Here is a 23,009-nt window from a genome sequence, read left to right on the forward strand (position 1 = left end):
CATCTCGCCGGTCGATCACGAGAACATACTGATCTTGGATGTAGTTATTCGCAACCCATAGAACTCATCGTTCGCCCATCGAGTCACCGAATGTCTTCGATATGGGTTTCAACAGATATCCGAGCACCGTGTTCTTGCCTGTCTTGATCTCGACGGAGGCAGTCATGCCAGGCTGTATCTCGATCTTTTCACCCGTCCTCGGGCGCAGCGAACGGGCGTCGGCGACGACGTTAACCCGGTAGAATATCTGTTCACCGGACGGCTTCTGCTCGGTCAGTGTATCGGGGCTGATGTAGGTGACCCGCCCGTTTGCCGAGCCATAGATCGAGGAATCATAGGCATCGAATTTCACCGAGGCGTTCTGGCCGACCCGCAAATAGGCGATATCGACCGGGGACACCTTGGCTTCGATGATCAGTTTGTCGCCGGTGGGGACGATTTGCAGCACTTCGTCGCCGGGACGCAGAACGGCGCCGATCGTTGTAAAGCGCACATTCTTGACCACGCCGTCGGTGGGCGCAAACAATATGGCGGCATCGAGCGCGGCCACCCTTTGTTTCAACGTTTGGTCGGCGACGACGAGTTCTTCTTCGGTCCGGCTATACTCGGCCTGAAGGTCCTGAAGATATTTATTCTGCCGGTTCGCGATCTGCCCCTCGATGTCCGCAACCGACCGTTGAAGCCGCATTATTTCGCTGCGGCTAACGTCCCCAAATTCGAGCAGCGGCATATTCATTTCGAGCTCGCGGCGCGCGATCGCCTGCATGTTTCGCAAAGTGCCTATATCCTCGGCCTGCGCCGTGCGCCGACGACTGTAGAGCTGCCGCTGATTAGCCACGAATTCGGGGAACGCCTGAACATCGTCCGTGAAGGCGAGCGGACGGTTGAATAGCTCGGCCTCGATGCGGCTCTTGATCGTGCGGTAGCTTGCAACCTTTGCACGCGATTCCTCGACCGCCGCCTGAATTCGGATGGGATCGAGGACGACGAGTTTCTGCCCGCGACGAACGCGGTCGCCTTCGCGCACGAGGATTTCGCCAATGACGCCGCCGTCGGTGCTCTGGATCACCTGCACCCGTCCCGCCGGAATAACCTGGCCCGTGGCGCGGCTGACCTGGTCGATCTCGGCCCAGCCGGCCCAAATGAGCATGCCGATCAACGCGACCGCGGTCACATTGATGACCAAGCTGGATCGGCGAAGAGTTTGGGGAACCCGCATCCTTAACTCCCGGCCTGCGGCTGCGGAATCGCGGAAGCCGCTTTCTCTCCGCGACGCAATTTGTCGATAACCGATGCCGTGTCGCCATCGAGCACGACGCGCCCCCCCTGCATAACCAGCAACCGCGACATCGCGCCAAGAAATTGCAGCTTATGCGTGACGATGACGATAGCCGTCGACGGCTCGCTCTCCTTCGTCAAAAATCCGAGGACACGCGCCTCATTCTCCTGATCGAGATTCGACGTCGGCTCGTCGAGCAGCAGAAAAAGCGGGCGCAGCAGGAAGACGCGCGCCAACCCCACCATCGTGCGCTGCCCCCCCGACAATCCGCCGCCACCTTCGAATATCGGAAGATCGAGACCTTTAGGATGGGTGCGCACTAGGTCATCGAGACCCGAGCGCGACGCGGCTTCAAGCAACTGATCGTCTGTAACCGTCGGCAGCCCCATGGTCAGATTGTCGCGCAGCGTACCCGAAACGAGGCGGTAATCCTGTGGGAAATAGCAAATCTCGCGCCGGAGGCTGTCTTCGGCGATCTGGTCGAGCGCGATGCCGCCAAGAAGTACGTGCCCTTTTTGCGGGGGTACCAACCCTGCCAGCAACCGCAGCAGGGTCGATTTGCCGGCGCCAACAGATCCGATGATGCCCACTCGCTCTCCCGCTCCGATTTCGAGCTTCGGAACAGCAAGACCGAAACGCGATTCCCCGTGCGCGAAAACGATATTCTCGACCTTCAAAGCCGACCCCGGGGTATCAGGACGGATTTTCTGCATGTCGAGCGGCTGATCGCTCGGCATCGCCAGCAATTGATCGAGGGCGCGAAGCGACGCGCGCGCGTAGCCCCACTGGACGACGAAGCCGGGCAGCGATGCGACGAGAGGACCGTTTATGCGGCCGCTGATGATCGTGCAAGCGATCAGCCCGCCCATCGTCATCTCGCCCTGATTGACGCGATAGGCGCCCCACACGACGATGCCGACATAGGCGACTTGCTGAAGAAAAGCGAAGGTCTGGCTGGCAATGACCGACCACCGTTGGACTTTCACATCATGGCTGTTGACCGTATCGATCAGACTGTTCCACGCGGCGAGCATGTGCCACCCTCCCCGGTTGGCCTTGATCGTTTCTGAGGCGTCAAGCGCTTCAACCAGAAGACCGTTCTTGCGATTGCCGGTGACCTGCGTTCGATCGGCATGCTCGCGAATCCCACGCGAAAATATGAGGGCGAGCAGAAGCGAGAGCGCGAAGATCGCCAGCGGCACAACCGCGACAACACCGCCGATCATGGCCATTACGACGAGAAACAGCAGCGCGAACGGCAGATCCGCCATGACGAAGATCGAGGCGGAGGAAAAAATCTGGCGTACTTGCTCGAGCCCGCGCAACTGCGCCGCCATCGTTCCTATGCCCGGCGGCCGCGCATCGAGGCGGACGGCTTGCATTCGATCGAAGAAATATTCAGAGACTTCGGCGTCGATTGCCATGGCTTCGCGGCCGACCATCAAGGCCCGGATGATGCGCATTATGAAGTCGATGAGCAGCGCGAAACCGATCCCCGCCGTCAGAACCCAAAGAGTGGCGAAGCCCCCGCGCGGGATGACACGGTCATAGACCTGCATCGAATAAAGCGAGGTAGCGAGTGCGAGCGCGTTGACGACGACGGTCGCGACGACGGTTTCGAACAGGACATGCTTGCGGCGCATAATGGCCGACCAAGGTCGGAATCGACAGGCAAAGCTCGACGATGGGCTGGGTGCCGCGCCTCATCGGACAACAAACGCGCCCTTGGCGAAGCCGCAGGCGGGGCGGCGTGCGCGCGGGCCTGGGCTTTTAGCCGCCGCCCCGCCAAGAACAGCGAGCCAAGAGCGCTGCGCGGCCAATCGTGCAAACGCGCGACCTCTGGCGGCGCCTGCCGCCGTCAGTGTACGCTCATTTGAGGCCGCGCTCACTATGACCGTCGAGCCCAGCCGATGCGGTCAGCTCTCCCACGCGAGGTTGAGCACGACCGCCGCCATCGCGGATTTGTCATGCGGCAGAAACCGGCCATAATGTTTGGCGACGATCTCGGGGCTATCCTGAATCGCATAGCCCGCCTGCTCATAGGAGCCGGTCTTCTTGAGCACATGGGTTGCCAGTACGTCGCGAACATTATGTGGGCCGTGTGGCAGCAAGCCCTTGATTGCGCCTTGCCCTGTGTAGGGGTTGTAGATGCCGTATCGCTGGATTGTAAGGCGCCACGCATCGTAAAAGCCTAATTGGCTATAGGCGGCATTTTTCGTCGTCAGCTTGGCAGACTTTACGAAGAAGGTCCTCGGATCCTCAGCGCCGCCAAGGAGGATTTGCCGGTCCCGCTGGAGATAGATGTCGATGAACTCGTAGAGCCGCCCGAGATCGGGAAGCAGGAGCCGGTAAGGCTTCCTGCTGAAGAAGGAGGAGGACGCGTTCTTGAAGGCGACCGCCGGAATGAAGACCTCCCATCCACCCGAAAGATCATTCCATCTGAGTTCGCCGCATTTCAGCATCTCAAGCTGCTTCTCAGTGCTGTGCCGTCCGCCCCGGACGCAGAAACGAAGCTGCCGCAGATTCTTCTGGCGTAGTCCGAGATGTAATCCGAAACGCAACATCAAGAAGGCGCGCACGGCCTCGGCAGCCGACTTTGGGTGACGCCGTGCATTCGGCATCCGGTCCAATATTTCCTCGGTGATCTTGCGATACTCGCCGACGGGGCTCGCCGCTTCGAGGATCGGCAGTATCGGTTCGAACGGATCGCGGTGGACCTTCGCGACGCGCTGGACATCCTTCTTCCGGTTCAACGCATAGATGGTGAAGCGATCGCAAAGGGCATCCCAGTCCTGCCGGGCTTCGTCGATCTCGCTCGGCGATATCAGGCCATCGACTGGTTGCAGCGCGCCCGCAAGCCCCGGATTCTGCCGCATCCAGCCCGTCTTGTCGCGCGAGAGCGACAGCGCGAAGTCGAGCATATTGACCTCCCAGCTCGTGTAGAAGCCGCGGCGATCCTCGCGCCACTGGAGATACCAATCCCAGACCGAAGGAAAGAGAAGCATGGCCAGGCACAGCCGGTCGAGCGGAACGCCATGGCCCTTGACCTCGCTGTCGAGCGGCGAGCGCAGCGCGCCGAAGAGAAGTCCCAGATGTTCGAGCTTCTGCGACGCGGTCTCCTCACCCCACATGCCCTGACGTAACAGCCCCGATGGAGCCAGCGTAGATGTCTTGAACGCGATAAGACGGCCTACCTCATGCTGGAGATGCAAGGGCGCGTCGCGGCAACCGGGCAGATTCTCGTCGACTGGGTCCGCTGCAGCGACAGCTACATCGCCCGGTACGAAATCATGGCAGTCGATCCGCGGGAAACGGAGAGAGAAGCGCTGCTGCGTCGCTCCACGCTGGAAGCGCCGATAGTCCGTAGTGCCGGCAATGATGACCGAGCGCACCCATTCCAATATTTCATCGCGTTCACGCTTGGGGCGCTTCGCGAAATCGCCGGGGAGGTGCCACGCGAGCCGGCGTCGCTCGGGCGTGCACAATGTGGGAATGGCCCGCCTGGCCGTAGCGCGGCCACTTCGGTCCAGCTTGTCCCGAAAATATCCCGCGGGAAGCCGATAGCGGTGCTCGATCCGTTCGAGCACGGCGAGGCTCTCGATCGTTCCCGGCGCTCTTGTCCCTAGAACCCAAGTCTGGATCGTCTTGCGATCGGTCTTGTCGCGCGGGCCGATAATCGCGCGATGGAGATGATTGCAGCTGTCGCCATGCCGCCGCATGTGCAGCGCGAGTGCTTCCGGAAAGGAGGATGGGTCGACCCAGTCCCCTTCCAAAGCCTGCGGGAACTCGACAACCGGCTTGGGCTTCGGACCCCGCTTCTTTTTAGCATGACCCACGGCCCCGGCGATCTCGATATCGGGAAAAAGGGACGGACATTCAGCCATGAGGGTGGGCACTTTATATAGACTCCTGCATTCGATTTCGGGGCTGCGCCCGATGGCAGAAGCTCCCTTTCAAATCGAAAACGGCTCGATCGCTCGCTATCCGGTTGAAGGAGAATGCGGTCGCAAACCGTCTGTTGCGGTCCTCGAGGGAAAGTGCGCCACGACGCTTGTTTTCGCGCCGACACGCTGGTAGAGGCGCCCCTCGTTGCCGCTTTAGCTCAGTTGGTAGAGCACATCATTCGTAATGATGGGGTCACAGGTTCGAGTCCTGTAAGCGGCACCATCGACCCCATAAATCAATGACTTAGGCGACACTCCGACTGGTTGCGCGTGGGCCGGATCGATGCTTGCGACCGCCGGGATAAGAATCGAATAGCTATCTTTATCCGCGGCCCGCGACTGGGCGCCTGGCAGAGAGCCCGAAGTCGGACGGCCGAAAGCTGAACCGGTCGTTGGAGGGAAATGCCCCGAATGCGGTAAGCTCGCCCCGCTCGTAACGAAAATGCCAGGTTTGGGCATTGCGAGGCTCCCGATCGTGGAAGACGGATGCGTCAAACAAGGCGACATTCGCGCGATGCTGAGGGTCTCGAACGGACGCGTAACGTATTGCTTGCGCCTCGATTAACCGTGCCTCAACGGCAAACAACTGACACGCCGAATAATCATCCGGCGACATCCATAGCGATGCACCCCCGACAAATGGCTGCGCGCACAGATCGAGCATGCGATCCATGCTCACGGAAACGCTGATTGCCGAATGCTCCACAGTAGTGCTCGGCGGTTGAGCCTCCGGCGATCGGGAATAGAATCGAAGACGCCAATAGGCTGTCTCCGCGATCGCCGTGTCGATTGTCTCAGCCGCATAGAAGATGCCGGGTTTTTCGCCGACGCGACGGAATCTTGAACTACTCTTGTGTCCGTAACGAAACGGGGTGGCGAGCAAGTAGTGGAGATCCCTGGCCGCCACGGGCATGTTCGGCTTCACGTCGTCGGCCAACCGTTCGAGCAAAGCCTGATCTTCCGCGCCAGCCGCGAGACGGTTTGTCGAAATCCGATGCTGCGCCTCAACAATCCGCCAGAGCTTTCCACTATAGACGCGAAAATGCTCTGGCTTCGGCGTTTGTTCAAACGCGGGCGCGGTAGTCATCGACATAGTCGGCTACCTCGCTCAAACCGCGGATCGTCCGGATCAGATCGATAGGTCTGCCACCGAGGTCCAGATTCTCGGATTTCAGCCACGATATTGAGGCCGCATCGTCGCTCCCCATGAGCGCATCGAGGCTGCGAAAAAGGCGAATGAGATACTGCCCCAGCTCGAACGCTTTCTCGACTCGCTGGAGTTTGTAGCCGCCGGACCGAAGTCGAGACGCCGTGGCAGCAGAAATGCCGACGACCGCACCCAATTGCTCGTTGGTCAATTTCCAGCACGTGGCGACGCGCGCGACCGCTTCCGAAAGAACTCGGCTCTGATCCGCTTGAGAAACCAGCCGCGTCGCCACAACATTCTCCTGAATGAAATTCCACAATATCATTCATAGGAACAATTCGGTGAATTTGCAAGTGGAAGGGGTTCATTTCGCAGTCAGTGCCGCAATCTGGCCTTCATCGGATGCACGAAGGGCATCGAGATAATCGCTCCACCATTGGTGCATCGCGACGCGCTCATTCCAGTAGCGTCCGCGATTGTAGGTGCCGCGAACCGCATTGGCGTCGGCGTGCGCAAGCGACCGCTCGATCGCATCGGGGTGCCACTTGCCGCTTTCATTGAGCAGTGACGAGGCGGTCGTCCGAAGGCCGTGAGCGGTAACTTCTCCGGTCGAATATCCCATCCGCCGGAACGCCTGGTTTAGGGTGTTCTCGCTCATCGGCCGGCGCGATGTATGAAATGCCGGAAATACGAAGCCCTCGGGCCCCGTCAGTTCATGGAGCTGCTTGAGGTAGGCGATCACCTGACGCGACAAGGGTACGGCGTGGGGACGCCGCATCTTCATTCGCTCGGCCGGGATGCTCCATACGGCATTCTCGAAATCAATCTCGGGCCACAGCGCTTTGCGCATCTCACCCGGACGGGCCATCACATGGGGTGCGATCTGGCATCCGAGCCGCGTGATGGCGTTCCCGGTATAACCATCGATCGTTCGCAGGAACGCGCCGACGGCTTCCGGTTCAAGAAGTGCTGCGTGGTGCGTCACACGCGGCGCGATGAGCGCTCCGCGCAGGACCGCCGTGGGGTCGCTTTCACCCCGCCCTGTCGCGACCGCGTAGCGGAACACTCTGCTGGCAAAGGACCGGGCACGGCGCGTCGTTTCATATTTACCCCGCGCTTCAATTTTCTTGAGCGCGGCAAGGACGTCGACCGGCTTGAGGTCAGCGACAGGCATTGCGGCGATAGGCTTCAATTGATCGAGGAGCCAGTTGGCCTTGACCGTGGTTGCATCCGCCCGGCCATCGGCAACCGATTTGTCGATATACTCCTTGGCGATGTCGCCGAAGGTGTTGGCGGCCTTGTACTGAGCGACAAGCTTATCGCGCTTTCGCTCCGCCAGCGGATCGATCCCGTCGCGAAGCTTTCGGCGCGCATCATCGCGAAGGCGCCTCGCCTCTGCCAAGCTCACTTCGGGATAAAGTCCAAGCGCGATGCGATTGTCCTTGCCCATGAAGCCATATTTGTATCGCCACAGCTTAGCGCCCGTCGGCCTGACCTCGATGTAGAGACCATTGGCATCGGCCCGCTTGTAGGGACGGCTCTCGGGTTTGAGCGAACGGATCTGGGTATCGGTAAGGGGCATTGGGGGGCGACTCCTGCAAACAGGCCTTGGCCAGAGCGGGAGGAGCGGGCTCAAAATCGACAAAAGGGGCCACCGAAATTTCCCGGGCCATCGTGCCCCGTTTCGGTGGCCCGTTTTTGGTGAGATCGAGTGAAACTTCCTCGGACGCCCAAAGACAAGACCAAGGATAAAATGGCAGATTTCTGCCGTTTTGTCGATGGTTCTGGGGCGTCGTGATAGGGGAAAATGGTGCCCAGAAGAGGACTCGAACCTCCACGACCTTGCGATCGCCAGCACCTGAAGCTGGTGCGTCTACCAATTCCGCCATCTGGGCACGGGGTAGGAGCGGGCGCTTAGCGGCGCGTATGTCGGCTTGTCAACCGCGTCGGACCAGCCAGAGTGCATTTTATCGCAAAGCTGCCGGTTTCGCGTCGGAATGCCGTCCTCGCCCCTTGCTCCCCTCCCCGCTTCGCGGCATGGGAAGGCCTTCGGCGCGCCCCGCGCCATCCAGAGAATCGATCACAGGCGGACGACATGCAGAAACTCGACGGGCAATTGATCACGGTATTGGGGGGCGGCGGCTTCCTCGGCCGCTATGTCGTGCAGCGCCTGCTCGCACGCGGTGCGCGCGTTCGCATCGCGCAGCGCGAACCCCGCGCCGCGACCTTCCTGAAGCCGCTCGGCGGGCTCGGCCAGACCCAGTTCGTCGCGGTCGATGTTCGCGACGCGGCGAGCGTCCTGCGCGCTGTGCAGGGCAGCGACGCCGTCATCAACCTCGTCGGCGCGTTCGGTGACATGCAGGCGGTGCAGGCCGACGGCGCGGGCCATGTCGCGACCGCAGCCAAGGCGGCGGGCGCCGGTGCGCTCGTTCATGTCTCGGCGATCGGCGCCGATCCCGCGAGCGCCTCGGCCTATGGCCGCAGCAAGGGCTATGGCGAAGCGGCGGTCCGCGCGGCCTTTGCCGACGCCGCGATCCTGCGCCCGTCGATCCTGTTCGGCCGCGAGGACCAGTTCATCAATCGCTTCGCCACGATGATGCGCATGGCGCCGGTGGTTCCGGTGATCGCCCCGAATGCGAAATTTCAGCCCGTCTATGTCGGCGACGTCGCCGATGCGGTGGTCGCGGCGCTCGGCAGCGACGCTGCAGGCAAGACTTTCGAACTCGGCGGGCCGCAGGTGCTGACGATGGCCGAATTGCTTCGCTGGGTTGCCAATGCGACCGGCCGCTCGCCGCTGTTCGTCGACGTGCCCGACTTCGTCGCCTCGGCGCTCGCGAGCGGCTTCGGCTGGGCGCCCGGCGCGCCGATCACCAAGGATCAATGGCTGATGCTCCAGCGCGACAATGTCGTCGCCGACGGCGCCACGAGCCTCGCCCAGCTCGGCGTCACGCCGACCTCGCTCGCCTCGGTCGCCGAGGGCTGGCTCGTCCAATATCGCCGCCACGGCCGCTTCGCGCAGTTCGCCTCGCGATAATGAGTATCTGGCTGACCGCAATCATCCTCGGCATCGTCGAGGGTTTGACCGAGTTTTTGCCCGTCTCCTCGACGGGGCACCTTATCCTCGCGACCGAATTGCTCGGCTATGACGCCGCGCGCTGGGCGATCTTCAACATCGCGATCCAGCCGGGCGCGATCCTCGCGATCGTCGTCCTGTACCGGAAACTCTTCTGGGAGATGTTCACCGGCTTCTTCCGCCGCGACCCGGTCGCGATCGCTTTCGTGCGCAACCTTCTTCTCGCTTTCTTCCCGGCGGTCATCCTCGGCCTCGCCTTCGGCGACTATATCGAGCTGCTGCTCGAGAACGCCGTTGTCGTCGCCTGGGCACTGATCATCGGCGGCTTTGCCATCCTGCTCGTCGAGCGTTTCGCGAAGACGAAAGACGTCGGCGGCGTCGCGAATGTGTCGGCTCGGCAATCGATGCTCGTCGGGCTCGTCCAGTGCATCGCGATGATCCCGGGGGTCAGCCGCTCGGGCGCGACGATCCTCGGCGCGATGTCGTTCGGGGTCGACCGCAAGACCGCAGCCGAGTTCAGCTTCTTCCTCGCACTCCCGACGCTGACGGGCGCGACCGTGCTGCAGCTGTTCAAGCATCGCGATGCGATCACGACGAACGATCTCAGCCTGATCGCGGTGGGCTCGCTCGTCTCTTTCGTCGTCGCGTGGGCGGTGATCAAGGCATTCCTCGCGGTCGTCACGCGATACGGCTTTGCGCCCTTCGCCTGGTATCGAATCATCGCGGGCGTCGCCGCGCTGATCTGGCTCGGCATGAGATAGGTCCGAATCGGTATCAATTGACGAAAGATAATTGCGCGGACACGTTTTGAGGTAAATTTACCCTTATTTTAGGTTAGCAATGCTGTCCTAACTCGCAATTTGGTCGTGACAGCCTAATTTCGACCATGCAATTCGCCTCTCAACGAAGGGGATATTGCATGGCTTCCGATCGCATGCTCCAGTTTGTGGAGCGTGAACAATCCTATCCGGACAAGCGCTCCGCCGAAGAACGCGCGCGCGACTTTCGCGAGATCGCCGAGCGCTACGCGGCGCCCGACGCCGACGCACAGGCGGCGCGCTGTTCACAGTGCGGCGTGCCCTATTGCTCGGTGCATTGCCCGCTCCACAATCATATTCCCGACTGGCTGCGCCTGACCGCCGAGGGCCGCCTGCGGGAAGCCTATGAGCTCAGCAACGCGACCTCGACGATGCCCGAGATCTGCGGCCGCATCTGTCCGCAGGATCGCCTGTGCGAAGGCAATTGCGTCATCGAATTTTCGGGCCATGGCGCGGTGACGATCGGCAGCGTCGAGAAATATATCACCGACACCGCCTGGGCCGAGGGCTGGGTCGAGCCGCTGCACGCGGGCGCCGCGACTGGCCAGTCGGTCGGCGTCATCGGCGCCGGGCCCGCGGGCCTGACGGCCGCCGAATATCTGCGCGCCGCGGGGCACGAGGTCCATGTCTATGACCGCCACGACCGCGCCGGCGGGCTGCTGACTTATGGCATCCCCGGCTTCAAGCTGGAGAAGGATGTGGTGATGCGACGTATCGACCGGCTGGTCGCGGGCGGCATCCACTTCCATCTCGGCTTCGCGGTCGGCGAAGATGCGACACTCGACGCACTCCGGCAGAAGCATGACGCGATCCTGATCGCAACGGGCGTGTACAAGGCGCGCGAGATCAATGTCCCCGGCAATGGTGCAGACGGCGTGATCGCGGCGCTCGACTATTTGATCGCATCGAACCGCAAGAGCTTCGGCGACGATGTTCCCGCGTTCGACGACGGCCGCCTCGATGCCAAGGGCAAGCATGTCGTTGTGATCGGCGGCGGCGACACCGCGATGGACTGCGTCCGCACCGCGGTGCGGCAGGGCGCGAAGTCGGTGAAATGCCTCTACCGCCGCGACCGCGAGAATATGCCCGGATCGCAGCGTGAGGTCGCGAACGCAGAAGAGGAAGGCGTCGAATTCGTCTGGCTCTCCGCCCCCGAAAGCTTCACCGCCGACAAGCGTGTAAAAGAGGTCGCGGTCGCGGGCATGCGCCTCGGCGCGCCCGACGCGAGCGGTCGCCGCAGCCCCGAGGCCGATCCCGGCCGCAAGTTCGATGTGCCCGCCGACATGGTGATCAAGGCATTGGGCTTCGATCCCGAGGAACTGCCGCACCTGTTTGGCTCACCCGACCTTTCGGTCACGCGCTGGGGCACTTTGCGCGTCGATCACCAGACGATGATGACCAGCCTGCCCGGCGTTTTTGCCGCCGGCGACATCGTTCGCGGTGCCAGCCTGGTCGTCTGGGGCATCCGCGATGGGCGCGATGTCAGCGACCAGATGGCAAAGTGGTTGAAAGCGAAGGCGAAAAGCGAAAAGAAGGCGGCATGACCAACAGGGAAGGAATTTTCATGACGCCGACGTTCAAATCGATCCTGCTCGCCGGTGCGATCGCGATCGCGCCTGCACACGCTTTTGCCGCGCCGAAGGAAGCCCCGGTGGCCGAAGTGGTTACCGTTCCCTCGCCGCCGCAGGTCGAGGATGAGGCATCGAGCGAGTATGACAGCAAGGCCGCTGCCGAAGAGGCAAAGGCGAAGATGCAGAAGGAAATGGACGAGGCGATCGCGCTCGTCGAAAAAATGTTCGACACCAGCAGCCTGCCGCCGATCGAACCCGCCCGCCTGACGCTCGCGCAAAAGACGATGGGTGCGCTGATCCCCGCCGGCAGCCTGGAGAAGATGATCGACAATCTCTATGGCAAGATGTTCAAGACGATCATGGGCGAGTTCGGCGGCCAGTCCGACCTGATGCTCTCGATCCAGACCGGCGTCGAAAGCGAACAGATCGCCAAGCTCGACGAAGCGACCAAGGGCAAGGTCGCCGATATGTTCGACCCGCATCGCAAGGAGCGCGAAGACCAGATTACCAAGGTGATCAAGCCGCTGATCAGCGAAGTGCTGGGCGACATGGAGCCGCCGATGCGCGAAGGAATGTCCAAAGCCTATGCGCGCAAGTTCACCGCGGCGCAACTCACCGACCTCAACGGCTTTCTCGCGACCCCGACCGGCACGCTCTACGCCAATGAATGGATGGCGCTGCAGGCTGATCCCGAGGTGATGGTCGCGGTGATCAGGGCGGTGCCGCCGCTGATCACCAAATTCATCGACCGCGCACCCGAGCTCGAGAAGGATTTCAAGGACCTGCCGAAGGAAAAGCAGCTTTCGGACTTTGACGACAAGGAACTCGGCAAGCTTGCCAAGCTGATGAAGGTCGATGTGAAGGTGCTGAAGGAACAGCGCGACATGTGGAAGACCGACAGCGTCGAAGCGACCGACGCTGTCGCGGTCGAGGCGGCCGACGATTATGCCGTCGACGCGGCCGCCGATGCAGCAGTGGCCGCGGAGGCTGCGGCCGACGCTGCCGTTGCAGTCGATGCGGTCGCCGACCCCGCCTATGACCGCAGCAACTGGTCGGCCGCCGATCTCAAGCGCGTCGAAGATCTCGAGACCGCGTACGAAAATGCATCGCTCGCTGCGCAGCAGGCCGCCGAGGAAGCGGCGGCCAATGCAAGCAAGCGCTCGAAGCTGCCCAACAAATAGGCATCCAGCCTGTCAGGACGAAGATGATGACCCACTACCCCACCCCCGAGCACGCGCGGCTTGCAGCCGAAGGCATGTATCGCCCCGACATGGAATCCGATGCCTGCGGCGTCGGCATGGTCGCGGCGACCGACGGCAAGCCGTCGCGCCGCGTTGTCGAGGCGGCGATCGAAGCCTTGCGTGCCGTGTGGCACCGCGGCGCGGTCGACGCCGACGGCAAGACCGGGGATGGGGCGGGCATCCATGTCGACCTGCCCGTCCGCTTCTTCGACGATGCGATCGCGGCATCGGGCCACAAGGTGCGCCCGAACCGCCTCGCCGTCGGCATGATCTTCCTGCCGCGCACCGATCTGGGCGCGCAGGAGGAATGCCGCACGATCGTCGAGGCCGAGATCATCGACGCCGGCTTTACCATCTATGGCTGGCGCCAGGTTCCCGTCGATGTGTCGGTGATCGGCGACAAGGCGCAGCGTACGCGCCCCGAGATCGAGCAAATCATGATCGCGGGGCCCCTGCCCGACGAACAGACGGTCGCCGAGTTCGAAAAGCAGCTCTATCTCGTCCGCCGCCGGATCGAGAAGAAGGTGATCGCGGCGCAGATCGCCGACTTCTATATCTGCAGCCTGTCGGCGCGCTCGATCATCTACAAGGGCCTGTTCCTTGCCGAGAGCCTCGCGGACTTCTTTCCCGACCTCACGAACAAGCTGTTCGAAAGCCGCGTCGCGATCTTCCACCAGCGCTATTCGACCAACACCTTCCCGCAATGGTGGCTGGCGCAGCCGTTCCGCTGCCTCGCCCACAATGGCGAGATCAACACGATCCGCGGCAACAAGAACTGGATGAAGAGCCACGAGATCAAGATGGCCAGCCTCGCGTTCGGCGAGCATTCGGAAGACATCAAGCCGGTGATCCCGGCGGGCGCGTCGGACACCGCCGCGCTCGACGCGGTGTTCGAGGCGCTGTGCCGCGCCGGCCGCGACGCGCCGACCGCCAAGCTGATCCTCGTCCCCGAGGCGTGGACGACCGAGTGCGACGTCCCCGACAACCACCGCGCGATGTACTCCTACCTCGCCAGCGTGATGGAGCCGTGGGACGGCCCCGCCGCGCTCGCGATGACCGACGGCCGCTGGGCGGTCGCGGGCATGGACCGCAACGCGCTCCGCCCGCTGCGCTATACGCTGACCGCCGACAATCTGCTCGTCGTCGGGTCCGAAAGCGGCATGGTGCTGCTTCCCGAAGCGAGCATCCGCAAGAAAGGTCGCCTCGGCCCCGGCCAGATGATCGCGGTCGATCTCGACGAAGGGACGCTCTACGAAGATCTCGCGATCAAGGACAAGATCGCCGACGCGCAGGATTATCGTTCGCGCGTCAAGGGCTTCCGCACGATGGCCGACCTGCCGAAGGGCGGCAAGTCGAGCCTGCCGACCTTCGAGCGCAGCGAATTGCTCCGCCGTCAGGTCGCCGCGGGCCTCACCATGGAGGATATGGAACTGATCCTGTCGCCGATGGTCGAGGATGCCAAGGAAGCGATCGGCTCGATGGGCGACGACACGCCGCTCGCGGTCATCTCCGACAAGCCGCGGCACGTCGCGCAATTCTTCCGCCAGAATTTCAGCCAGGTCACCAACCCGCCGATCGACAGTCTGCGCGAACGGCATGTGATGAGCCTGAAGACGCGCTTCGCGAACCTCGCGAACATCCTCGACGAAAAGGGGCAGAGCGATCACGTCCTCGTGATCGACAGCCCGGTGCTTGTCGGCGAAGACTGGGATCGGCTGCGCGCCTATTTCGGCGATGCCGTCGCCGACATCGACTGCACCTTTGCCGCGGGCGGCGATGCGTCGACGCTCCGCGAGGCGATCGCCCGAGTCCGCCGCGAGGCCGAAGACGCCGTGCGCGCGGGCCGCTCGGAACTCTTCCTGTCGGACCAGAATATCGGCGAAGGCCGCGTCGGCGTCGCGATGGTTCTCGCCGCCGCAGCTGTCCACACGCACCTCGTGCGCAAGGGCCTGCGCAGCTACGCCTCGATCAACGTGCGTTCGGCTGAAGTGCTCGACACCCACGCCTTTGCCGTGCTCGTCGGCGTCGGCGCGACGACGGTGCACGCCTATCTCGCGGAAGCGGCGATCGCCGACCGCTGGACGCGCGGGCTGTTCGGTAGCGAGCTATCGCTGAACGACTGCCATTTGCGCTTCCGCAAGGCGATCGACGACGGGCTGCTCAAGATTCTCGCCAAGATGGGGATCGCGGTGATCTCCTCCTATCGCGGCGGTTATAATTTCGAGGCGGTCGGTCTCAGCCGCGCGCTCGTCAACGATCTTTTCCCCGGCATGCCGGCCAAGATTTCGGGCGAAGGCTATCAGTCGCTCTTCATCAACGCGACCGACAAGCACACGGCGGCGTTCGACAAGCGCGTCACCACCCTGCCGATCGGCGGCTTCTATCGCCAGCGTGCAGGCGGCGAAGCGCACGCCTATTCGGCGCAGTTGATGCACCTGCTGCAAACCGCGGTCGCGACCGACAGCTACTCGACCTATCTGCAATTCGCGCGCGGGGTCGCCGACCTGCCGCCGATCTATCTGCGCGACCTGATGGAGTTCAACTATCCGGCGCAAGGCGTCCAGCTCGATAGCGTCGAGGCGATCACCGAGATCCGCAAGCGTTTCGTCACCCCGGGCATGTCGCTCGGCGCGCTGTCGCCCGAAGCGCATGAGACGCTGGCGATCGCGATGAACCGCATCGGCGCCAAAGCGGTGTCGGGCGAAGGCGGCGAAGCGAGCGAACGCTATCGCCCCTATGCAAACGGCGACAACGCCAACAGCAACATCAAGCAGATCGCGTCGGGCCGCTTCGGCGTCACCGCCGAATATCTCGGAGCGTGCGACGAGATCGAGATCAAGGTCGCGCAGGGCGCAAAGCCCGGCGAAGGCGGCCAGCTTCCGGGCTTCAAGGTCACCGAGTTCATCGCGCGGTTGCGCCATGCGACGCCGGGTGTGACGTTGATCAGCCCGCCGCCGCACCACGACATCTATTCGATCGAGGATCTGGCGCAGCTCATCTACGACCTCAAGCAGATCAACCCGAAGGCGCGCGTCTGCGTCAAGCTCGTGAGCTCGGCGGGCATCGGCACCGTGGCGGCTGGCGTCGCCAAGGCGCACGCCGACGTCATCCTCGTCGCGGGCAACACCGGCGGCACCGGCGCCAGCCCGCAGACCAGTGTCAAATATGCCGGCACCCCGTGGGAAATGGGCCTGTCCGAAGTCAATCAGGTCCTCACGCTCAACGGCCTGCGCCACCGTATCCGCCTGCGCACCGACGGTGGGCTCAAAACCGGGCGCGACATCGTGATCGCGGCGATCCTCGGTGCCGAGGAATATGGCATCGGCACACTCAGCCTCGTCGCGATGGGCTGTATCATGGTGCGCCAGTGCCACAGCAACACCTGCCCGGTCGGCGTCTGCACGCAGGACGAGAAGCTGCGCCAGAAGTTCACCGGCTCGCCCGAAAAGGTCATCAACCTGATGACCTTCATCGCCGAGGAGGTCCGCGAAATCCTCGCGAAGCTCGGTTGCCGCAGCCTCGACGAGGTGATCGGCCGCACCGAATTGCTCCGTCAGGTCAGCCGCGGCGCCGAACATCTCGACGACCTCGATTTGAACCCGATCCTCGCGAAAGTCGACGCGCCTGACGACCAGCGCCGGTCGCAAGGGCCGAGCTTCCGCAACCCGGTTCCCGACAGCCTCGACGCGCAGATATTGAACGACGCCAAGCCTTTGTTCGAGCGCGGCGAACGCATGCAGCTGACGTACAACGTCCGCAACACGCACCGCGCCGTCGGCACCCGCCTGTCGGCCGAGGTCACCGCGCGCTTCGGCATGCAGGGTCTCGCCGACAATCATGTGCAGGTGCGCCTGCGCGGCACCGCGGGCCAGTCGCTCGGCGCCTTCCTGTGCAGCGGCATCACATTGGAAGTGTTCGGTGACGCCAACGACTATGTCGGCAAGGGCCTGTCGGGCGGCCGCATTGTCGTGCGCCCGACGGTGTCGAGCCCGCTCGTCAGCCAGCACAACAGCATCATCGGCAACACCGTCCTCTACGGCGCGACCGCGGGCACCCTGCTCGCGGCGGGTCAGGCGGGCGAGCGTTTCGCGGTGCGCAATTCGGGCGCGAAGGTCGTCGTCGAGGGCTGCGGCGCGAATGGCTGCGAATATATGACCGGCGGCACCGCGGTCATCCTCGGCCCCGTCGGATCGAACTTCGGCGCCGGCATGACCGGCGGCATGGCGTTCATCCTCGACACCGACGGCCAGTTCGAACGCCGCGCCAACGGCGAATCGATCGTCTGGCAGCGGATCGAGAGCACGCATTGGGAAGCCGTGGTGAAGGAACTCGTCGAGGACCATGCGCAGGCTACCGGCAGCAAATGGTCGAGCGAAGTCCTCGCCGACTGGGACCGCTGGCGGGACCAGTTCTGGCAGGTTTGCCCGAAGGAAATGCTTACCCGCCTTGCGCATCCGCTGAGCAATGCCGAAGCCGAGGTGGTTGCGGCGGAATAGGTTGATCCTCCCTGTGGCAAAGCCATGGGGAGGACCGTTTATCGCGCTAGTGTCGCGGCTTATCGCAAGTCTCAAACGCGTTCACCGCAGCGAAAGCGTCACTTTCCTATAAACGCCGCTTTGCTGAACCTGACGTCCTTTGAAAGGATGGAGCCATGACCCGTTTTGCGTTGATCGCCCTCCCCCTGCTCGCGCTCGCAGCGCCGCTTCCGGCTGCCGCCCATGAAATGCAGGGCGCCGTCGAAACGCTCAACGACCCCGTAGCGCAGGACCGGATGGCCGACACCGTCACCGCGATGGTCGCGGCGCTGATGCAGATGCAGGTCGGCCCGCTTGCGAAGGCCGTGGCGCAGATCGATCCCGAATCCGACGCCGCTTATATCCCGCCCGACGCCACGCTCGGCGATATGACCGGCCGCGATCCCGAATATGCCGAGCGCATGGGCGCCGACGTCCGCGCGGGTACCCGCATGGCAGGCCATGCCGCCTCGGCGCTCGCAGCTTATGCGCCGGTGTTCAAGGACATGGCGCGCGACTTTGCGGCGCAGTGGGAACGCGAGCGCGAAGCCTCGCGCCGCTGACGCTTAATCCACAATCGCTGTGCCGGCGCGCGCCATAGGCGTTGCGCGCGGCGCCCCGCTGCCGCTATGCCGGATGCATGTGGCAACTCTATCAATTCCCGCTCTGTCCCTTTTCGCGCAAGGTCCGCCTTTTGCTGGGCGAAAAGGGCGTCGGTTATGAATTGGTGCGCGAATCGCCGTGGGAGCGCCGCGACGAGTTTATCGATCTGAACCCGGCGGGGCGCACCCCCGTCATGGTCGATCAGGCGCGCGGTCAGGTGCTGATGGACAGCAATGCGATCGCCGAATATTTCGAGGAGACCGTCGAAGGCAAGGCGATGATCAACGGCACCGCGGCGAACCGCGCCGAGATCCGCCGCCTGACGTCATGGTTCGATCACGACTTCTATTATGAAGTCACGGGCCCCTTGCTGTTCGAACGGATGCAAAAACGCATCGTCCACCGCCAGCCGCCCGACGGCGGCGCGCTGCGCGAGGCGATGAAGGCGGCGAACAACCATCTCGACTATGTCGATTACCTCATCGACCACCGCACCTGGCTCGCCGGCGCGACGATGAGCCTCGCCGACCTGACGGCGGCGGCGCATATCTCGGTCGCCGACTATCTCGGAGGCATCGACTGGACGGGGCACGAACAGACGAAGGGCTGGTATTCGGGGCTGAAATCACGCCCGAGCTTCCGCCCGCTGCTGGCGGAGCGAATGGAGATCGTGTCGCCGCCAAAATACTACGAGGATGTGGATTTCTAAACGCCGCCATTGCGAGGAGCCGAAGGCGACGCGGCAATCCAGAGTAGGTCGTAAACCGTCCTGGATTGCTTCGCTTTGCTCGCAATTACGAGTTGGCTGCTCAACAGCTCTTGTATTTCCAGTTCCGATCCTTGCCCTCGGCCACCTGCGCTACGATCATTTCGATGCGTTTGGCGCGCGTTTCTTCGCGCTTCGCCTCGAGCACCCATTCGATATAGTCGCGCCGCTTGCCGGGCGAGAAGGCGTCCCAATGGCCTTGCGCCGCGGTATTGGCCTTCAGCGCCGTGCCGAGGTCGGCCGGCAGATCGAGCGCCACCTTGGGCTTCGGCGCCGGGCGTTTCGGCTTCCCCCCGGCACAGAGCGCCGCCGCCCTGGCTATGAACGCTGCCATCTCCGTGTCGGAGGGCAGATCGGCCAGCGAGGCCAGCCGTCCCATGCTGCCCATCGCGCCGGTATCGCGCGGCGATCCGGTGACCTCCTCGTCGCGCCAGAAACCGAAGGTCGCATGGCCCTTGAACGCCGCCATTCCCGCCAGATTTTGCCCCTTTAGCACGAAGGCCGGCACGCCCCATTTCAGCGTCTCTTCGGTGCCCGGCGCATGTTTGTGCACCAGTTCGCGAAGGTGATTCAGGATCGGCTGCGCAAAGGGCTGCGCTTTCGCGATATAGGCGTCCACGCGTGGATCGCGACTCAGGCCGGCCACCGCGCTGCCACAAGATAGTTGAGCGCCTCGCTGCCGCCGAGCTTGAAGCCCTTCGCGGCCGATGGCGACAGACCGGAGCGGTCGATAACCTCCAGCCCCGCGCCCTCGAGCAGCTTGGTCAGCTCCTCGGGCTTCAGAAACTGGTCCCAGTCGTGCGTCCCGCGCGGCACCGCGCCGATCCGTTCGGCCGCCTCGACGAGCAGCAGCTTCGACAGCATCGTCCGGTTCGGTGTCGACAGGATCATCAGCCCGCCGGGCGCAAGACGCGTCGCGAGTTCGCCGATGAAGGCGGCAGGGTCAGTAACATGCTCGACGACTTCCATCGAGGTGACGAGGTCGAAGGTCGCAGGCGGCAGCGCGGCGAGTTCGCCAGCGAAGTAGGTGATCGCAAGCCCCTGCCCCGCCGCATGGCCCTGCGCCGCGGCGATATTCTCGGGCGCCGCGTCGACGCCCGTCACCCTCGCGCCCATCCGCGCGAGCGGCTCGGCGAGCAGGCCCGCGCCACAACCGACATCGATCGCGCTCCGCCCGGCCAGTGCATAACGCTCGCGCGCATCGACATGCCAATGCGCGTCGATCTGGTCGCGGATATAGGCGAGGCGTACCGGATTGAGCTTGTGCAGCATCGCCGACGAGCCGCGCGGATCCCACCAGTCGGCGGCGAGCGCCCCGAAATGGGCGGCTTCGTGCGGATTGATCGTGGCGGTACTCATGCCCTGCGATGTGGCACCGTGCCTCGCGCCATGCAAGAAATTCTATCCGACGCATACGATGCCGGTCTTGCCATCGCCCTTCCCCTTGCCTAACGACGCGAGCGCCGCGGAAATGCTTGGAAAAGTTGCGGCGGAAACCAGATCAGGAAAGCGGGGCGACATGGCGCGGATCGTGATGAAATTCGGGGGCACGTCGATGGCGGGCACCGAGCGGATTCGCACCGTGGCGAAACTCGTCGCGCGCGAAGTCGCGAACGGTAACGAGGTCGCGGTCGTCGTCTCGGCGATGGCGGGCGAAACCGACCGGCTCGTCAATTTCTGCCGCGAGGCGAACCCGCGCTACGACCCCGCCGAATATGACGTCGTGGTCGCCGCGGGCGAACAGATCACCTCGGGCCTGCTCGCGCTTACCTTGCAGGCGATGGGCACCCCCGCGCGCAGCTGGCTCGGCTGGCAGCTTCCGATCCGCACCGAAGAGGCGCACGCCCGCGCGCGCATCACCGACATCGACACCGGCGCGCTCGGCGCCGCGATGGCGAAGGGCGAGGTCGCGGTCATCCCGGGTTTCCAGGGCCTGATGGACGATGGCCGCGTCTCGACGCTCGGCCGCGGCGGCTCCGACACCAGTGCCGTCGCGGTGGCCGCCGCGCTCAAGGCTGACCGCTGCGACATCTACACCGACGTCGACGGCGTCTATACGACCGACCCGCGCATCGTCGCGCGCGCGCGCAAGCTCGACTATGTGACCTATGAGGAAATGCTCGAACTCGCGAGCGTCGGCGCCAAGGTGCTCCAGACGCGTTCGGTCGGGCTCGCGATGAAAGAGGGCGTGCGCGTGCAGGTGCTCTCGAGCTTCGTCGAGGGCGACGAGGCACCAAAAAAAGGCACGATGATCGTCAGCGACGAGGAAATAGAGGAACATCAGATGGAACGGCAGCTGATCACCGGCATCGCCCACGACAAGAATGAAGCGAAGATCATCGTCACACGCGTGCCCGACAAGCCCGGCGCAGTCGCGAACATCTTCGGCCCGCTCGCTGCGGCCGGGATCAACGTCGACATGATCATCCAGAACGTCGGCCGCGAAAAGGGCGAGACCGACGTGACCTTCACCGTTCCCGCCACCGACCTGCTGCGCTCGATCGACCTGCTCGAAGCCGCGAAGGAAAAGATCGGCTTCAACCGCATCATCAGCGACGACAAGGTCGCGAAGATCAGCGTCGTCGGCGTCGGCATGAAGAGCCACGCGGGGGTCGCCAGCACGATGTTCCGCGCATTGGCCGACCGCGGCATCAACATCCAAGCGATCTCGACCAGCGAGATCAAGGTCAGCGTGCTGATCGACGAGGATGAAACCGAACTCGCGGTGCGCGTCCTCCACACCGCCTACGGGCTCGACGCCGAGTAAGCTATTCGGCCGCGAGCGGCTGCAGCTCGCCGCCCTCGCGGCGGCGCGGCCGCGCCTGCCCGATAAAATGCACCACCGCGATGTGGATCGCGAACAGCCCGAACTTCGACGCCAGCGGGAATATCCCGATGAACAGCGGCCACCAGTCGGTGAAGAAGAGCGCGATGACGAGGTTCAGCCCCGCGCTCGCGAACATCAGCGCCGCCCAGATCATGCCGAACCGGTCCATGACATCGCCGACGAGTTCCAGCTGCTCGGGCAAGATATAGCGATTGAGCCAGCCGCGACGCAGCATCACCGACCCGACGATCAGATAGACGATCGTCGGCTTCGCCATCACGAACCGCGGATCGCCGGTAAACAGCGTCGCCGCGGCGGTGAAAAGCACCGACGCCAGGCTGATCCATTGCAGCGCCGCGACCTTCTTGCCGCGCGCCAGTTCATAACCGACCACCGCAAGCGCGACGACGGTGCCCGCAATCGTTGCGGGCACGATCCCCGCGCCGGCAACGAGCAGCACCGCAAAAACGAGCACGCCAAGCGAGTCGAACAGCATCGGCCCGAGAGCGTAGAGCAGGGTTTTCATCGGCGCGTCCTTTCTGACTCAATGTTTCCACTGTCAATATTGAAGAGCGCTGGACCGCAAGTCAAGCATTAAATTGACAGCGTCAACATTGCGGCGTTATGCGGGCGACATGACCAAACCCTATCATCATGGCGACCTGCGCGCGGCGCTGCTCGCGGCGGCCGAGGAAATCGTCAACCGCGATGGCATTGCCGGCCTGACGCTGCGCGGCGTGGCGCGCGAGGTCGGCGCATCGCACGCAGCACCGAAAAATCATTTCGACGATTTGACCGGTTTGGTCAGCGAACTCGCCGCGGTCGGATTCACCCGCTTCGCCAACCGCATGCAAGCCGCAGCGGCCCAGCAGGCCAACCCGCAGGACAAGCTCAACGCCATCGGCCGCGCCTACGTCGAATTCGCGCTCGCCGATCCCGGGCTGTTCCAGCTGATGTTCCGCGGCGAGCGGCTCGACAAGACGCGCCCGGCGCTGCACGAGGCGATGCTGCGCGCGTTCGGCACCCTTACCGGCTCGGTCGCCGCCACCCACGAAGGCGATCCCGATGCGGCGCGCGCCACCCGCGCCCATGCTGCGCGCGCGTGGAGCATGGTCCACGGCTTCGCGATCCTGCTCCTCGACGACCGCCTCAATCCGCTGCTCGACGCGGGCGCGCCACGCACCGACGCGCTGGCGCTACTCGACGACATGCTGACCATGGGCTGA

General features: G+C 63.5%; 18 protein-coding genes and 2 tRNA genes. 10 read left to right on the plus strand and 10 right to left on the minus strand.

The genetic code is table 11. The annotated features are described in order from the left end of the window. Window positions 1-64: 64 nt before the first annotated feature. The 3 genes from ASD73_RS02975 to ASD73_RS02985 form a co-directional block, all read right to left on the minus strand. Window positions 65-1,186 (minus strand): HlyD family efflux transporter periplasmic adaptor subunit, encoded by a 1,122-nt coding sequence (locus ASD73_RS02975; RefSeq protein ID WP_235534104.1) that lies wholly within the window; start codon window positions 1,184-1,186, stop codon window positions 65-67. Window positions 1,187-1,221: 35 nt separating this feature from the next. Next, window positions 1,222-2,922: an ATP-binding cassette domain-containing protein gene (locus ASD73_RS02980; RefSeq protein WP_056369262.1), complete on the minus strand. Its 1,701-nt coding sequence runs from the start codon at window positions 2,920-2,922 to the stop codon at window positions 1,222-1,224. A 273-nt stretch (window positions 2,923-3,195) separates the two neighbouring features. Beyond that, entirely contained in the window at window positions 3,196-5,115 is a 1,920-nt protein-coding gene (locus ASD73_RS02985; RefSeq protein WP_056370371.1) for a hypothetical protein, read from the minus strand. Between the two features lie 255 nt (window positions 5,116-5,370). On the opposite strand from ASD73_RS02985, the gene ASD73_RS02990 reads away from it, so the two are divergent. Then, window positions 5,371-5,446 (plus strand) — tRNA-Thr (locus tag ASD73_RS02990). Window positions 5,447-5,545: 99 nt separating this feature from the next. Here ASD73_RS02990 and ASD73_RS02995 read toward each other — a convergent pair. From ASD73_RS02995 to ASD73_RS03010, 4 genes are all read right to left on the minus strand, one after another. Then, window positions 5,546-6,316: an RES family NAD+ phosphorylase gene (locus ASD73_RS02995; RefSeq protein ID WP_056370368.1), complete on the minus strand. Its 771-nt coding sequence runs from the start codon at window positions 6,314-6,316 to the stop codon at window positions 5,546-5,548. Then, complete coding sequence (locus ASD73_RS03000; RefSeq protein ID WP_235534105.1) at window positions 6,288-6,695, minus strand: MbcA/ParS/Xre antitoxin family protein; 408 nt, start codon at window positions 6,693-6,695, stop codon at window positions 6,288-6,290. The genes ASD73_RS02995 and ASD73_RS03000 overlap by 29 nt, the downstream gene beginning before the upstream one ends. A 39-nt stretch (window positions 6,696-6,734) precedes the next feature. Continuing rightward, the gene (locus ASD73_RS03005; RefSeq protein WP_056369260.1) at window positions 6,735-7,952 is read right to left on the minus strand and encodes a tyrosine-type recombinase/integrase; all 1,218 of its coding nucleotides are present in this window, start codon (window positions 7,950-7,952) and stop codon (window positions 6,735-6,737) included. A 226-nt stretch (window positions 7,953-8,178) separates the two neighbouring features. After that, window positions 8,179-8,265, minus strand: a tRNA-Leu gene (locus ASD73_RS03010). 200 nt (window positions 8,266-8,465) lie between these two features. Here ASD73_RS03010 and ASD73_RS03015 point away from each other — a divergent pair. The 7 genes from ASD73_RS03015 to ASD73_RS03045 all read left to right on the plus strand — a co-directional run bounded on the left by ASD73_RS03015 (window position 8,466) and on the right by ASD73_RS03045 (window position 18,899). After that, window positions 8,466-9,404 (plus strand): complex I NDUFA9 subunit family protein, encoded by a 939-nt coding sequence (locus ASD73_RS03015; RefSeq protein ID WP_056369258.1) that lies wholly within the window; start codon window positions 8,466-8,468, stop codon window positions 9,402-9,404. Next, window positions 9,404-10,204 carry an undecaprenyl-diphosphate phosphatase gene (locus ASD73_RS03020; protein ID WP_056369256.1) on the plus strand — a complete coding sequence of 267 codons (801 nt, stop codon included), beginning with the start codon at window positions 9,404-9,406 and terminating at the stop codon, window positions 10,202-10,204. The genes ASD73_RS03015 and ASD73_RS03020 overlap by 1 nt, the downstream gene beginning before the upstream one ends. A gap of 158 nt (window positions 10,205-10,362) precedes the next feature. Further along, window positions 10,363-11,805 (plus strand): NAD(P)-dependent oxidoreductase, encoded by a 1,443-nt coding sequence (locus ASD73_RS03025; RefSeq protein ID WP_056369254.1) that lies wholly within the window; start codon window positions 10,363-10,365, stop codon window positions 11,803-11,805. A 20-nt stretch (window positions 11,806-11,825) separates the two neighbouring features. Further along, on the plus strand, window positions 11,826-13,013 hold the full coding sequence (locus tag ASD73_RS03030) for a hypothetical protein (RefSeq protein ID WP_082521382.1): 1,188 nt from the start codon (window positions 11,826-11,828) through the stop codon (window positions 13,011-13,013). Window positions 13,014-13,036: 23 nt separating this feature from the next. Continuing rightward, window positions 13,037-17,569: a glutamate synthase large subunit gene (gene gltB, locus ASD73_RS03035; RefSeq protein ID WP_056369252.1), complete on the plus strand. Its 4,533-nt coding sequence runs from the start codon at window positions 13,037-13,039 to the stop codon at window positions 17,567-17,569. A gap of 155 nt (window positions 17,570-17,724) precedes the next feature. Beyond that, window positions 17,725-18,150, plus strand: coding sequence for a hypothetical protein (locus ASD73_RS03040; RefSeq protein WP_056369250.1), 426 nt, complete (start codon window positions 17,725-17,727; stop codon window positions 18,148-18,150). A 77-nt stretch (window positions 18,151-18,227) separates the two neighbouring features. Further along, window positions 18,228-18,899, plus strand: a complete 672-nt coding sequence (locus ASD73_RS03045; RefSeq protein WP_056369247.1) for a glutathione S-transferase family protein — start codon at window positions 18,228-18,230, stop codon at window positions 18,897-18,899. Window positions 18,900-18,999: 100 nt separating this feature from the next. Here the strand turns inward: ASD73_RS03045 and ASD73_RS03050 are convergent, their stop codons facing one another. Both ASD73_RS03050 and ubiG read right to left on the minus strand, forming a co-directional pair. Next, entirely contained in the window at window positions 19,000-19,575 is a 576-nt protein-coding gene (locus ASD73_RS03050) for a YdeI/OmpD-associated family protein (RefSeq protein ID WP_235534110.1), read from the minus strand. Between the two features lie 14 nt (window positions 19,576-19,589). Next, window positions 19,590-20,315 (minus strand): bifunctional 2-polyprenyl-6-hydroxyphenol methylase/3-demethylubiquinol 3-O-methyltransferase UbiG, encoded by a 726-nt coding sequence (gene ubiG, locus ASD73_RS03055; RefSeq protein ID WP_056369245.1) that lies wholly within the window; start codon window positions 20,313-20,315, stop codon window positions 19,590-19,592. A gap of 160 nt (window positions 20,316-20,475) precedes the next feature. On the opposite strand from ubiG, the gene ASD73_RS03060 reads away from it, so the two are divergent. After that, a complete protein-coding gene (locus ASD73_RS03060; protein WP_056370359.1) occupies window positions 20,476-21,723 on the plus strand; it encodes an aspartate kinase in 1,248 nt (415 codons plus the stop codon). A gap of 1 nt (window position 21,724) precedes the next feature. On the opposite strand, the gene ASD73_RS03065 is transcribed toward ASD73_RS03060, so the two are convergent. Then, on the minus strand, window positions 21,725-22,309 hold the full coding sequence (locus ASD73_RS03065) for an inner membrane-spanning protein YciB (RefSeq protein ID WP_056369243.1): 585 nt from the start codon (window positions 22,307-22,309) through the stop codon (window positions 21,725-21,727). A 109-nt stretch (window positions 22,310-22,418) separates the two neighbouring features. Here ASD73_RS03065 and ASD73_RS03070 point away from each other — a divergent pair, with 109 nt between their 5' ends. Further along, window positions 22,419-23,009: a TetR-like C-terminal domain-containing protein gene (locus ASD73_RS03070; RefSeq protein ID WP_082521383.1), complete on the plus strand. Its 591-nt coding sequence runs from the start codon at window positions 22,419-22,421 to the stop codon at window positions 23,007-23,009.

This window comes from Sphingopyxis sp. Root154 (genome assembly GCF_001427105.1).
Classification (GTDB): Bacteria; Pseudomonadota; Alphaproteobacteria; order Sphingomonadales; family Sphingomonadaceae; genus Sphingopyxis.

Coding starts and splice junctions, on each gene's coding strand:
- ASD73_RS03025 (WP_056369254.1), top strand. CDS start 10,363: ATGGCTTCCGATCGCATGCTCCAGTTTGTGGAGCGTGAACAATCCTAT.
- ASD73_RS03000 (WP_235534105.1), bottom strand. CDS start 6,695: ATGATATTGTGGAATTTCATTCAGGAGAATGTTGTGGCGACGCGGCTG.
- ASD73_RS03070 (WP_082521383.1), top strand. CDS start 22,419: ATGACCAAACCCTATCATCATGGCGACCTGCGCGCGGCGCTGCTCGCG.
- ASD73_RS03020 (WP_056369256.1), top strand. CDS start 9,404: ATGAGTATCTGGCTGACCGCAATCATCCTCGGCATCGTCGAGGGTTTG.
- ASD73_RS03040 (WP_056369250.1), top strand. CDS start 17,725: ATGACCCGTTTTGCGTTGATCGCCCTCCCCCTGCTCGCGCTCGCAGCG.
- ASD73_RS03030 (WP_082521382.1), top strand. CDS start 11,826: ATGACGCCGACGTTCAAATCGATCCTGCTCGCCGGTGCGATCGCGATC.
- ASD73_RS03015 (WP_056369258.1), top strand. CDS start 8,466: ATGCAGAAACTCGACGGGCAATTGATCACGGTATTGGGGGGCGGCGGC.
- ASD73_RS02995 (WP_056370368.1), bottom strand. CDS start 6,316: ATGTCGATGACTACCGCGCCCGCGTTTGAACAAACGCCGAAGCCAGAG.
- ASD73_RS03005 (WP_056369260.1), bottom strand. CDS start 7,952: ATGCCCCTTACCGATACCCAGATCCGTTCGCTCAAACCCGAGAGCCGT.
- ASD73_RS03065 (WP_056369243.1), bottom strand. CDS start 22,309: ATGAAAACCCTGCTCTACGCTCTCGGGCCGATGCTGTTCGACTCGCTT.
- ASD73_RS03060 (WP_056370359.1), top strand. CDS start 20,476: ATGGCGCGGATCGTGATGAAATTCGGGGGCACGTCGATGGCGGGCACC.
- gltB (WP_056369252.1), top strand. CDS start 13,037: ATGATGACCCACTACCCCACCCCCGAGCACGCGCGGCTTGCAGCCGAA.
- ASD73_RS03045 (WP_056369247.1), top strand. CDS start 18,228: ATGTGGCAACTCTATCAATTCCCGCTCTGTCCCTTTTCGCGCAAGGTC.
- ubiG (WP_056369245.1), bottom strand. CDS start 20,315: ATGAGTACCGCCACGATCAATCCGCACGAAGCCGCCCATTTCGGGGCG.
- ASD73_RS02980 (WP_056369262.1), bottom strand. CDS start 2,922: ATGCGCCGCAAGCATGTCCTGTTCGAAACCGTCGTCGCGACCGTCGTC.